The sequence below is a fragment of the Aurantiacibacter xanthus genome (genome assembly GCF_003584015.1).
GTDB lineage: Bacteria > Pseudomonadota > Alphaproteobacteria > Sphingomonadales > Sphingomonadaceae > Alteraurantiacibacter > Alteraurantiacibacter xanthus.
In genome coordinates, this window is the sequence record NZ_QXFM01000078.1 from 13,759 (window position 1) to 24,208 (window position 10,450).

At 64.4% G+C, this 10,450-nt stretch carries 17 protein-coding genes; all 17 read right to left on the reverse strand.

Annotated features, from left to right (window positions below; genetic code table 11):
- Nucleotides 1–3: 3 nt before the first annotated feature.
- Nucleotides 4–501, reverse strand: a complete 498-nt coding sequence (locus D2V17_RS08785) for a S26 family signal peptidase (protein WP_039577890.1) — start codon at nt 499–501, stop codon at nt 4–6.
- Nucleotides 498–974, reverse strand: a complete 477-nt coding sequence (locus D2V17_RS08790; RefSeq protein ID WP_039577887.1) for a DUF2840 domain-containing protein — start codon at nt 972–974, stop codon at nt 498–500. The genes D2V17_RS08785 and D2V17_RS08790 overlap by 4 nt, the downstream gene beginning before the upstream one ends.
- On the reverse strand, nt 971–1,231 hold the full coding sequence (locus D2V17_RS08795) for a ribbon-helix-helix protein (RefSeq protein ID WP_039577884.1): 261 nt from the start codon (nt 1,229–1,231) through the stop codon (nt 971–973). The genes D2V17_RS08790 and D2V17_RS08795 overlap by 4 nt, the downstream gene beginning before the upstream one ends.
- Nucleotides 1,228–1,866, reverse strand: coding sequence for a ParA family partition ATPase (gene parA, locus D2V17_RS08800; RefSeq protein ID WP_039577881.1), 639 nt, complete (start codon nt 1,864–1,866; stop codon nt 1,228–1,230). The genes D2V17_RS08795 and parA overlap by 4 nt, the downstream gene beginning before the upstream one ends.
- A gap of 178 nt (nt 1,867–2,044) precedes the next feature.
- Complete coding sequence (locus D2V17_RS08810) at nt 2,045–2,917, reverse strand: replication initiator protein A (protein WP_039577878.1); 873 nt, start codon at nt 2,915–2,917, stop codon at nt 2,045–2,047.
- A 3-nt stretch (nt 2,918–2,920) separates the two neighbouring features.
- Nucleotides 2,921–3,184 (reverse strand): helix-turn-helix transcriptional regulator, encoded by a 264-nt coding sequence (locus tag D2V17_RS08815; RefSeq protein ID WP_081997451.1) that lies wholly within the window; start codon nt 3,182–3,184, stop codon nt 2,921–2,923.
- Between the two features lie 131 nt (nt 3,185–3,315).
- The gene (locus D2V17_RS08820) at nt 3,316–3,825 is read right to left on the reverse strand and encodes a DNA -binding domain-containing protein (RefSeq protein ID WP_089217522.1); all 510 of its coding nucleotides are present in this window, start codon (nt 3,823–3,825) and stop codon (nt 3,316–3,318) included.
- Complete coding sequence (locus D2V17_RS21540) at nt 3,779–4,126, reverse strand: transcriptional regulator domain-containing protein (protein ID WP_342746792.1); 348 nt, start codon at nt 4,124–4,126, stop codon at nt 3,779–3,781. The genes D2V17_RS08820 and D2V17_RS21540 overlap by 47 nt, the downstream gene beginning before the upstream one ends.
- Before the next feature lie 131 nt (nt 4,127–4,257).
- Nucleotides 4,258–4,521 carry a DNA -binding domain-containing protein gene (locus D2V17_RS08825; RefSeq protein ID WP_039577872.1) on the reverse strand — a complete coding sequence of 88 codons (264 nt, stop codon included), beginning with the start codon at nt 4,519–4,521 and terminating at the stop codon, nt 4,258–4,260.
- Between the two features lie 186 nt (nt 4,522–4,707).
- Nucleotides 4,708–4,920: a helix-turn-helix domain-containing protein gene (locus D2V17_RS08830; RefSeq protein ID WP_039577869.1), complete on the reverse strand. Its 213-nt coding sequence runs from the start codon at nt 4,918–4,920 to the stop codon at nt 4,708–4,710.
- A gap of 138 nt (nt 4,921–5,058) precedes the next feature.
- Nucleotides 5,059–5,232, reverse strand: coding sequence for a hypothetical protein (locus D2V17_RS21305; RefSeq protein WP_167702736.1), 174 nt, complete (start codon nt 5,230–5,232; stop codon nt 5,059–5,061).
- A gap of 438 nt (nt 5,233–5,670) precedes the next feature.
- Entirely contained in the window at nt 5,671–6,084 is a 414-nt protein-coding gene (locus D2V17_RS08835; RefSeq protein WP_039581728.1) for a single-stranded DNA-binding protein, read from the reverse strand.
- A 689-nt stretch (nt 6,085–6,773) separates the two neighbouring features.
- Nucleotides 6,774–7,412 (reverse strand): plasmid pRiA4b ORF-3 family protein, encoded by a 639-nt coding sequence (locus tag D2V17_RS08840; protein WP_039577866.1) that lies wholly within the window; start codon nt 7,410–7,412, stop codon nt 6,774–6,776.
- A gap of 6 nt (nt 7,413–7,418) precedes the next feature.
- Nucleotides 7,419–7,721 (reverse strand): HigA family addiction module antitoxin, encoded by a 303-nt coding sequence (locus D2V17_RS08845; protein ID WP_039577865.1) that lies wholly within the window; start codon nt 7,719–7,721, stop codon nt 7,419–7,421.
- Entirely contained in the window at nt 7,721–8,002 is a 282-nt protein-coding gene (locus tag D2V17_RS08850; protein WP_039577863.1) for a type II toxin-antitoxin system RelE/ParE family toxin, read from the reverse strand. Before D2V17_RS08850 ends, D2V17_RS08845 begins: the two co-directional genes overlap by 1 nt.
- 83 nt (nt 8,003–8,085) lie before the next feature.
- Entirely contained in the window at nt 8,086–9,024 is a 939-nt protein-coding gene (locus D2V17_RS08855) for a DUF2493 domain-containing protein (RefSeq protein ID WP_039577860.1), read from the reverse strand.
- Nucleotides 9,025–9,383: 359 nt separating this feature from the next.
- The gene (locus tag D2V17_RS08860; RefSeq protein ID WP_039577859.1) at nt 9,384–10,436 is read right to left on the reverse strand and encodes a DUF7146 domain-containing protein; all 1,053 of its coding nucleotides are present in this window, start codon (nt 10,434–10,436) and stop codon (nt 9,384–9,386) included.
- Between the last annotated feature and the right edge of the window lie 14 nt (nt 10,437–10,450).

Below are 10,450 nucleotides of genomic sequence, written 5' to 3' on the forward strand. Positions count from 1 at the left end.
CGCTCACATCGGCGTCGCCCGACCGATCACGGTTGCTGCGGGAAGCAGTCCGAAATAGCGGCCGTCGAGGCTGTCCTCGCGGTCGGCGTTGAGGAAGAAGAGCTGGTCGGCTGCGAGCGTTCGGCAGCCCGCCCAGACCGGCAGCGCGCGGCCAAGCCGGTCGGTCGCCTTGGCGACGGCGACGGTCCGGCCATCGATGCTTATGGTGTCGCCAGTCCGGCAAACCGTCTGTCCGGGAAGCGCCGCGACACGCTTGAGGAGTGGCAGGCCGAGCGGCAGATAACCGCCCTCGGCGAGGAACCCCGCGATATCCGGCGGCGGCATCACCACGGCAAGCGCGCCGCGCGGGACGGAGTCGCCCGTCCGCACGCGGTAGAAGCCGATCGGAACGCTCGGACTGGCATTCCAGATCAGTCGCGGCGGCGGATCGATCCACATGGAGATCGCGATGAGATTGACCGCGACGACGGCCGCCGCGAGCGTTTTCCACGGATAGGTCATTGCAGGGAGCCTTTGCGGGCGAGCCAGGCGCGGTGGCGCTCCAGCGTGTAGGGACGCGGCGTTTCGCGGGCGGCGAGACGATTGTGGACGTGGCGCCAATGGTCCGGCGCGGTGTCGGCGGGATCGATGTCGAGTGCGTCCACCGCGTCGATCGCTTCGAACACGCGCTGGACCTTCGGCCAGCCGGAAAGCCGCAGCAGAATGTCGCCGCCGGGATCGACGCCGGGCACGGTCTGATAGGGTTCCCCCGGCAGGACCGCGCGCAGAATGTCGATGCGGGAAACGACCGTGCCGAAGTCGTTGGACGCCCAGCGCACGAAGGCGAATATGCTGCCAGGAGCGAAGCCGAGACGGCGACGGCGCCGGTCGAGTATCTGATCCTCGACAGGGCGTCCGAAGCGTATCCAGCGCTCGATCTTCTTCTCGATCCACAGCAGGTCGACGCGGGTGCGATCATCGCGGGCGGCGATCATGGGGCGCGCTCCTGATCCTCGTCCGGGAAGGCTTCGACCAGCAGGGCGCGCAACAGATCGGCCAGCGTCAGCCCGCGCTGGAGCGCGGCGAACTTGATCCGTCTGCGCAGTTCCGGCGTCACGTCGATGGTGAGCCGCGCGGTGTTCGCGCTGCGTGATGGCGGCGTGGTTCGTTCCCGATCGCCGTCGGACACCCAGGATTCAACACCGCGCGGCCGGGCGACGAAACGCCGGGACGATTTGCCCGGACCGCTCATGAGAGCAGGCTCCCGACCTGCTGCGCCAAAGCGACGATTTCGCGCGCGGCGATGCTGCCCGAGTTCATTTCGGACGCGAGCCGCCCGGTTCGCAACGCATCTGCGAAGATCACCCGCTGACCGACATGGGCCGGCAGCAGAGTCGGATCATGGTCAGCAAGGTTGTCGGCAGTGGCGCGTCCGATCAGCGTGCGCGCAGGATAGCGGTTGAGAATGAACCGCGCCGCGATCGCGGGTTTGAAGATGCGGGCCTGATCGAGCAGCGTCAGCATCTCGGCCGAAGCCCATCCGTCAAGCGGCGATGGCTGCACCGGCAGGAGGACCAGATCGGCGGCGAGCAGAGCCGAGCGGAGCAATCCCGCGACACGGGGCGGCCCGTCGATCACCACATGGTCGACGCTGCGCGCCAGCTCCGGCGCCTCGTGGTGCAGCGTGTCGCGTGCGAGACCGACGACGCTGAACAGTCGCGGCAAGCCTTGCGACGCGCGCTCCTGGGCCCAGTCCAGCGCCGAACCCTGCGGATCGGCATCGATTAGGAGCACGCGCTTGCCGGTGATGGCCCACTGGCCAGCCAGGTGGAGCGCGAGGGTCGTCTTGCCGACGCCGCCCTTCTGATTGAGGAACGCGACGATCATCGCGCTTCGTCCACAGGGGCGCAGCCCGTTAGCATGAATCCGAAGGATTCAGAGTTAGCAATGTTAAGGGGCGGAATCGTGCAATGATTCCATTGTGTTATAGGTGGTTTCGGTTCCTGATAGTCCGAGGATCGGGTTCCCGATCGTCCGATAGTCGCGGTTCCTGATAGTCCGTGTCTCATGGCAACTTATCCACAGGCGGGTAGCCCATCCGCCGCATGACGGCGTCGAGCGGATCGATGGGGAGCGGGGTGAAGTTCAGCCGGTGGCGGCCGAGTTCGAAGGTGAGGGTCAGCCGGTATCCGGGCAGGGGTTGGCGGCGGACGATATCGCGCAATTCGAAGCTGAACCGCTTGAGCGGCGAGAGGACGCCCGACTTCAGGTGGAGGTGAGCGACGTCGAAGCTCCACCCATGTTCCTGCCGTCCGCCATGCTTGCGGCAGATGCGATAGAGCCAGCGTTCCAGCCCGCCGGTCAGGCTGAAATAGGCGCGGTCGATGGTAAGGACGAGCGCGTGATCCAGGACCCCGGCGTAGAACCAGTCGGGAACGATCATCTCGATGCCGAGCGCGCGGCCCTTCCCGTCGAGACGCTCGCGCCATTCGTTGATCCAGGAGAAGCGATGGCGCCGCCGCTGGGTGGTTTGACGGATGCTGGTGGCAATCGTGGTCGACTGAAGCCGGTCGAGACCGGCGCGCAGCCGCTCATAGCTGGCCTTGCCGGTGCCGCGCCTTGTAAAGGTCAGGATGTCATAGGGCGTGGCGGCGATGAGGCGCGAGGTCGGCAGGCCGGCGTCGTGCGCCTCGACGATCTGGCTCGCGGCCCAGATCAGAATATCAGCATCCCATATGGTGGCCATGCCATGTTCGGGCGTCGCCTCGACCTGGATCGAGACCTCGCCCATGCGAAACTCGATCGGTGCGACCCGCTTGCTCTTGGCGAGCGAGAAGAAGGGCCAGCTCATCAGATCCTGGGCATCGCGCGGTGCGACATCACCGCCGGCCGGGCGGAACAGGTCGAGCTGCCGGGCGGGAGCTTTGCTTAGCGACATGGATTATCGCCCGCGCGTCCCGCTGGCGTGCCGCCTTGTCGTGGCCAGGCCGGGTCCCGGATCGGATGTCGAGCGCCGCATCCCGGCCGCCGCCCACTCGTCGATGTCGGCAACCGTGTAGACGATGCGTCCGCCGAGCTTGTGGTAGATGGGGCCGGTTCCGAAGCAGCGATGTTTCTCCAGGGTGCGCGGCGAGAGGCCCAGACGCTTCGCAGCATCGGGTGTTCGCAGAAAGCGCGGCGCAGTGTCTGGGGCGTCAGGCTGCATGATCGGTCTCCGTCGAAGCGCGGGCCACGAGGGCAAGGCGCGTGGTGCTGGAGACAAGGCTGGCGTATGCCGCCTATGCCGGGAGAGAGGGTAAAATAAGCCTGCGGGAAATGTCGCACCGGCGTAGAGCGTTACCGGCTCCGGAGCAGATCGAGATATCCGGTCTCGCTGAGCCGAATGGCCTCGTCGCGCAGTCGTTGAACCTGCCGGCGTTCATTGGCCGCGCGCCAGTTGGAACCGTGAAGCTCCAGGCCGGGATAAACCGCGGCGTCGGCCAGCTCGCGGGTGCTCAGACCAGCCGCGAGGAGACTGAGCAGGTGGAGCAGGAAACTCAGGCGCAGGCGCTGAAATTCCGTTGGCCGGAAAGCGGCGGATCGTCTGCCGCGCGGCGCTCCCTGAAGTCGGCGCAGGAAGCGGTCGGCGGCGGCCCGGCGCAAGGGATAGTCCCCGTCGGGTGAGAGTGCGATGATCGTGCCAGCGCGCATCGCTGGATCAGACAGCCACAGGCGCAGGCGTCCACCGGGATCGTCGATAACGAGATGGCGACCGCTCTGGTCGGTGTGATCGGCGACGATCGGGCCGAGATCGGCCGGATCAAATGCAGGCGCGGCGGCATAACCTTGGGGCGGAGGCGCCAGCACGACTGTGCCTGGCGCGACGTCGGGGCGCCATAGCGCGGGCGCGGCTGCGGCCGACACATAAGGGTCGATGGGGAAACACCAACCCCCAGCGCCGGACGAAGTCCGCGCCGAGGGTCTTCTCCCGATGTGCACCGTCCGCGCTCGTCGATGTCATCCGATCATAGTCACGGCGGTAATTCTTGTTGTGCCGCAGGAACTCCTGCGCAAAGTCCGCATAATCGAAATTGGCGGTTGCCCCGGCGATCGCTTGCGACCGCCAATCGCTGGCAGTTGGCATCGCACCTCTCCCTGTATCCCGCATTGGGGGTCAGGAGAGCGAGCTTGCCTGCGCTCACCCACGCCAGAAGAACCGCCCGAGCGCATGAATTCAACGCCTTGCGGGCGAACCTGCGCGCACGGCGCAGCGATCCCCTGTAGGCGGCGGCGACGGTTCTACCGGGGGCGTCCTTCGAGCAAATGGCGATATCCGACTTCGGTCATCCACCTGGCGCGAGCGAGGTGACTTTCGTAGATGCCCCAGGCGCGCTGGGGATCTGTTGCCGGATCAAGGCCAAATATCACGCGGACAATCTCATGCCAGTGCGCGCCCTCGGCATCCGCTTCGAGCAGGCGCAGATAGGTAACGAAATGGCGTTCGTCATAACTGTTCACCCGCCTTGTTTGCGGAGGCGCGTCGTCAAATGCAGGAATGGTCATTGCGCGACACCTGGCGCCCAGGGCGCGTTGCGGTTGTCCCGAAAACGGAGCCCGGTCATGCGACCGATGGGATAAGCGCCTCGCGCGCGGCCCGCAAATCGCGCCCACTGCCAGAACCTTCCGCAAAGGAGACGCGGGTCGTGGAACACCCTGCGCACCGTTGGTCCCGACAATAACGGATGAAGATCAGCTCGACTTGCGGAAGAATTCCATCGGGTCAATGTCGAGGATCGTCGCGATCCGTTCGAGCATATCGACGGTCGCCGCGTGTTCTTCGCGCTCCAGCATTCCAACATAGTTGCGGTTGATCCCGGCACGGTCCGCAAGCTCCTCCTGCGACAAGCCTTTGGCATGACGCATGTGACGCAAGTTGGTGGCGACGATCTCCCGCAAGCTCATGCGGGGGACGTCGCCGCTCTGCCTAACTCATGGCCACCTAATATACTAGGGAATCGTATCTACGTAACGGCGTATCTGCGGAAATCCGCCACTACGCATTCAAGGAACGCGGGGCCGACGAGCGGCCCCGCGTCCGTCTCACCGGGCAAAGGGATCGAACTCAAGAACGATGCTTGCCGAATCGCCGTCCCATTCGCTGGCCGGCATCGCGCTGAACAGGCCGCCTTCGGTTCGGAATACGATGATATTGACCATGAGGCTGCGCGCGAGGCTCCAGGCATAGGCGGATACGGTGTTGAGCGACTTGGACATTGCGGGCTCCTGTCTTTCGTCGCGGGGACCATCCCCGCTCGACAGGCTCCCGAAGTGTCGGGCGCATGGCTGCAATCACCGCACGGGCGCAGCCCGAAGGCCGCACGCTGCGCGTAGCGGACCCTTTATGGGTTGATGGCGAAGCCATGGGTCTGACCAAGGATCAGAGCCAATGAGAGCGGCGGTGGCGCCTGCGAGGAATCGGAACCGCCGGAGGTTCGTTCAAACCGGGTCCGGCTGGGTGGACACTGCCTCATCCTTCCCGGTCTCGCTTCGGTCCAGGCAGCGATGGTCAGGGTATGGCGGACGTGTCATGCATCTGGACGCAGACCGACACGCAAGGTCGGTTTTCCGCGGGGGCGATCCGGGGCGGCTGGTTCCGGGCGTCGGCAAATAAAGAGGCCCGGCGGATTGCTCCGCCGGGCCGCTCCGTCCCGATCAGAACGGAATGTCGTCATCGAGGTCGTTGTAGTTCCCGGTGTAACCTTCATCCTTCTGCGCGGGCTTGCCGCGGCTCAGGAAGTCAACCGTTTCGGCGATGATCTCGCAGCCATAGCGGTCGTTGCCCTGCTGGTCGGTCCACTGGGTGTAATGGATGCGGCCCCGGACCAGAAGCTTCATCCCCGACGTGCAATGCTCCTGTACCGTCTTGCCGAGGCCGTTGAAGCAGGTGATGCGATGCCACTCGGTGTCCTGGACCCGGCGACCCTGTTCATCGCGGACGATCTTTCCGTCTTTGTAGCGGGGACGCGAGGTGGCGAGGCGAATGGTGGTGATGTTGGTGCCGCCCTGGGTGGTGCGGCTTTCCGGGTCTGCGCCGAGATTGCCGGCGAGAATGACGATGTTCTGCATGATATTGCTCCGTTGCTTCAAGTCCGAGGGACCGTCCCTCCGACGAAGCCCGATCAAAGGCCGTCCGGTGCCGTCCGCATCGCCGCCTTCAGGCGGCGGCCTGACCCCATAGGCGCGGGAGTGGTGCGGGCAGCCGCGCAGCGGCAACTCGGTCCGGCGCCGCCGGGGTTGCTGGCGGAAACGGAACGGACTTAGGGATTCGCCAGTCGGAAGGGACCGCCCCCTCGGTCGAGGCAGGACGGAGATCGATGCGAATAGAACAGCGACAAGGCTGGCTCGCGAACGGGAGCGAACCGGCTTGCAGCCCTACAGGAAACAAACACACCTGCTTTCGGCACTGGCCAAAGGCCCCGGATATCCGGCGAGCGACTTCGCGCTGACCTGGTTCACCGTCAAACCACCGACTTGCGATCAAATCCGTTCAATGGCTGGTAGTCGTTCCGGCGCGCCACGGGAAAGCCGACGCTTCCGGCAGCTTCCGGAGCAAGGTGGGACTAACGAGCCAGCCGGCGCGCGCGCCGCCTGCGATAAGGCGCCGAGCGCATCGATCGAACGGGGTAAGCTGCCCTGGAGCGAACGGGAATGGCCGAGAAGCTATGACAGACCATATCCATTTCTGAATGGAACAGAGGCGGCCCAAGCGGCGCGATCGGCCTTGTCTGGCAATTTGGCCGCGCTCAAGGGATCGGTCAGCGACCTGTGGATGAAGGTCGCGTTGCCTTGGGCTTGGGCTGGTGAAGACGCCGCTTCACATTCGGCTTCAAAGCGCCGCGAACATCTTTGTCGGCAATCGCAATATCGAACCACTCAGGGTCGAAATATCCGCCGCACCACCGCTTGGTTTCTCTGTATTCGGGGTCTTTCGGGTCTGCCAGCACCTCTAGAAATTGCTCATATCCTGAAATGCCGCCGACATCCTCGGGCGGCCGAGCGCGTGCGCCATCGATGCAGGTTGCGTGGGTTGGGGGCGTATCGAGAAAGACCATTTCCTCGATTTCGACCTGATGCCGCCAATTGTCGCCGAAGTCGTACAGATAGCTGAAGACAATCCCGGCGCCCTGGAAATCCCTTATCCGCACCGCGCGTTCGTCGAAGACTCGCGCATCCCCCTCGACCGAGCCATCCTCGGCAAGAGCGGCATCGCCATAGCGCAGTCCGCCTATCTCAAACTCGTGGAGATGATAGTTCCACCAATTGAACGCGGCCTGGATCGCCAGGTGAAGCTGTTCGAGGTTCCACGCGCCCGGCACGATGATGCGGCGCCAGATTTCGGGTTCAATCCCGTTGATGGATATCTTGAGCCGCGCGGCATTGGGAGCTTCGAACATCGCGTTTCAAGCCGCCTTCGATAATGCTGACACCTTGATCTCGTCCTCATGGCCCCGTGCCTGGGCGAGATCATAGGCGCCCTGCATCCGCATGAGCGTATCGGCTTTCAGGCCAAATGCCTTCTCGAAGCGGATCGCCATATCGGCAGTCAGGCCGGTGTGCCCGTTCAGGACATTACTCAGATTCTGCCGCGAGACACCGAAGTGCTGCGCCAGCTCCTTCACATTGATACCATGCGGCTCGACCATCTGGCGCTTGAGCCAGGGGCCGGGATGAACATGGATCGAAGGATGAACTTTGATAGCCATCAGTGATAATCCTCCAAATCAAGATCCGCGATCGTGGAGTCGTCCACCATCGTAAATGTCAGCCGCCAATTCTTCGTCACCGTCATGGCGTAGCTGCCTTTGCGGTCCCCTGTCAGGGGATGGAAACCGAAGTTTGGTGGAACAGAGAGTTCATCCAGGCTGGATGACGAAACCAGGAAGGCGATCATATCAATGACGCGTTCCGCCTCGATCACGCCCCTGGCGCTGCCTTTTTCGACCAGTCGTCGCAGCGCCTTGTGCCTGATGCTATCAATTTCCACGTGTCAACAGATAGGCGACACGAAAGTCCGTGTCAATGATTGGTTGACACGGATTGCTGTCGAACGTGGCCGATGGGCGGCGCTTACGCGCCGCCCAGATGACGGAAATCCCAGACCTTGATGCCGAGCGTTTTGGCCTTGTCACGGATGTTCGACTGGATGCCGGTGCCCGGAAACACCACCAGCCCCTTGGGCATGGCGGCCAGCATCTCGTCATTACGCTTGAACGGCGCGGCCTTGCCGAGTTTCCAGTCGGGCTTGATGGGGACGCTCGGCACGCCGCGTTGGTCGGCCCAGAGGACCGAGATATGCTCGCCGCCGCTTTCGGTAGCGCCATGGATCAGAACCATGTCGGGGAACCTGGCCCGGATCTTGTCGAGCGTCGACCAGATCAGCCGCGTATCGTTGAACGCCGGACCGGATGAGACCGCGATACGGACGCCTTTCGGCATAAGCACCTGCTTGTCGGACCATTTGCGGTCGTTGATGAAGTCCTTGCTGGCAATGACCGCCGAGGTCAGCGCCTTGCGATTGACCTTCGAGCCGGACCGGGGAAGCCAGGGCTTCTTGGTGAAGGTGCGGTACTGGTCGGCGGCGGCGTCGCGCAGATATTCGAAGGTGTCACGGCGCTCGATCATCGTCACGCCTTCGGCGATCGTCCGCTCCAGCTCGACCGACTTGACCTCCGAGCCGTCCTGTTCGCGCTGCATCCGCTTCTGCGCGACCTCATTGTCGTCCAGTTCGCGTTCGACCCGCTGGATGCCGTTGTGAAAGACGTTGACCAGTCCCCAGAGGATATCCTCGAGGTCGGGTTCGATGCGCGTGTCAATCAGGGCCGAAACGATGCCATCGAACATATCGGCCACTGCGCCGTCGACGAGGCGGGTTTCGGGTAGCGGCCGCTGATCCGGCTCATCCTCGAAGGGGCGGTAGCCATAGAGCTGCATCTCCTGGAGCAGATAGGCCGTCTGGGATTCGGCGTGTTCGGGTTCGTCAGCGGGAATGTCGTTGCTGTCGTTCATGGGGTGTCGCCTTCGTCTGGGAGCCGCGACCTTCGCGGCCTTCATGGCGACGGAAGGCAGCGGGCCGGGCAGCGCGCACACCGCCAAGCGCCAAGCGTGCGCGCGCCCCTTTCGGGCGCGCGATGGCGGCCGAAGCAAAGCGGAGGACGGACAGACGGGGCTATTTTGCTTCGCGATGCAAAGCGGCCGCTCGCGGCCGCGGCGGAAAATAGCCCCGTCGTCCGTTGTGCTCGCTGGACGCCTGCTGCTCCTGTCGCCCTCTATGAAGGCGTGGGGGCGGCCTCTTCAGCGAAAATGGCGCCTATGGTGCGACACAGCTTCGCCGGTGACGACAATGCCGAACTCCCGCTTCCCGGCCTTCAGCCGGACAGGAGAAGGTGATGCTCGGCATCTTCGTCCCGCAGTTGAGGGGCCAGATGCGCCCGCAGCCGATCCGCCCCCAGGCCGTGCAGGTCCGAGTTGAAATCGTCCAGCATCGGCGCCAGCGGGATAACCTCGATCCCGGCCTCGACAGCCCTGCGGGTCAGCAGGCTTTCGGCGGCGGCTCCGGTGGAATCCTCGTCGCGGGCGATATAGAGGCGCCGAAGATCCGGCGGGAACCGGATGGCTGCAAGGTGGGCGCCCGACAATCCGGCGATTGCCGGCAAGGTCGGCATGATCGTGCGAAGCGACAGGATCGTCTCGATGCCTTCGCCGGCGATCATCACCCGACCGGCCGCACCGAAGCGAACCCCATGGCCCAGGAGATGACCCATGGCGCGGCGTGGATAGGCGACCGGCGCTTTATCGATCGTCGTGGGATCGAGCCAGGTGCGATGCACGCCCGTGATTGCACCGGCCAGATCGGTGACCAGCGCGATCATCGCCGGCCAGGCCCGGCGCGTGCCGGGACGATCTTTCCGGGATGGCCGATAGTAGCAGCGCGGATGGAAGCGGAGCGGATCGCCGGCTTGCAGCGGTGCGATGCTTCGCCCTGCGAGATAGTCCGTGACGAGGGTGCTGTGAACGGGGAGCGACGCTGCGGCCAGACGCTGCGCCGCCTCCGGCGTGCCGGACGGCGCTTTGGGTTCCCGCCGCGATCCGGCGCCCTCATGCCGAGGCGATGGCTGCGGCAGGCTGAGGAAGCGCCGGGCCTCTTCCAGCGTGTCGCGCAGCCGCGCATGGCCTCCCGCGATGGTGATGATGTCGAGCAGATCACCATGGTCGCCGGTCGCCGCATCGGTCCATTTCCCGGCCGCCCCTCCGTCAGGAGAGGCGACCAGGCGGACATAGAGACTGCGACCGGGCGTGTTGCGGGCATCGCCCACCAGCCAGTAGCGGCCTTCGCGATGTCCTTTCGACAGATAACGGCGACAGACGCTCTCGGCATTGTCGGCGAGACGCTGCGCGATGTCGGTGGCGGAGTTCTTCATCTCCCATTCCTCCG

Excerpts from the sequence above, each read along its gene's own strand:
- D2V17_RS08810 (WP_039577878.1), bottom strand. The coding sequence starts at position 2,917 with ATGTCGCTAAGCAAAGCTCCCGCCCGGCAGCTCGACCTGTTCCGCCCG.
- D2V17_RS08830 (WP_039577869.1), bottom strand. The coding sequence starts at position 4,920 with ATGAGCTTGCGGGAGATCGTCGCCACCAACTTGCGTCACATGCGTCAT.
- D2V17_RS08845 (WP_039577865.1), bottom strand. The coding sequence starts at position 7,721 with ATGGCTATCAAAGTTCATCCTTCGATCCATGTTCATCCCGGCCCCTGG.
- D2V17_RS21305 (WP_167702736.1), bottom strand. The coding sequence starts at position 5,232 with ATGTCCAAGTCGCTCAACACCGTATCCGCCTATGCCTGGAGCCTCGCG.
- D2V17_RS08860 (WP_039577859.1), bottom strand. The coding sequence starts at position 10,436 with ATGAAGAACTCCGCCACCGACATCGCGCAGCGTCTCGCCGACAATGCC.
- D2V17_RS21540 (WP_342746792.1), bottom strand. The coding sequence starts at position 4,126 with ATGCGGGATACAGGGAGAGGTGCGATGCCAACTGCCAGCGATTGGCGG.
- D2V17_RS08835 (WP_039581728.1), bottom strand. The coding sequence starts at position 6,084 with ATGCAGAACATCGTCATTCTCGCCGGCAATCTCGGCGCAGACCCGGAA.
- D2V17_RS08795 (WP_039577884.1), bottom strand. The coding sequence starts at position 1,231 with ATGAGCGGTCCGGGCAAATCGTCCCGGCGTTTCGTCGCCCGGCCGCGC.
- D2V17_RS08840 (WP_039577866.1), bottom strand. The coding sequence starts at position 7,412 with ATGTTCGAAGCTCCCAATGCCGCGCGGCTCAAGATATCCATCAACGGG.
- parA (WP_039577881.1), bottom strand. The coding sequence starts at position 1,866 with ATGATCGTCGCGTTCCTCAATCAGAAGGGCGGCGTCGGCAAGACGACC.
- D2V17_RS08815 (WP_081997451.1), bottom strand. The coding sequence starts at position 3,184 with ATGCAGCCTGACGCCCCAGACACTGCGCCGCGCTTTCTGCGAACACCC.
- D2V17_RS08825 (WP_039577872.1), bottom strand. The coding sequence starts at position 4,521 with ATGACCATTCCTGCATTTGACGACGCGCCTCCGCAAACAAGGCGGGTG.
- D2V17_RS08785 (WP_039577890.1), bottom strand. The coding sequence starts at position 501 with ATGACCTATCCGTGGAAAACGCTCGCGGCGGCCGTCGTCGCGGTCAAT.
- D2V17_RS08790 (WP_039577887.1), bottom strand. The coding sequence starts at position 974 with ATGATCGCCGCCCGCGATGATCGCACCCGCGTCGACCTGCTGTGGATC.
- D2V17_RS08855 (WP_039577860.1), bottom strand. The coding sequence starts at position 9,024 with ATGAACGACAGCAACGACATTCCCGCTGACGAACCCGAACACGCCGAA.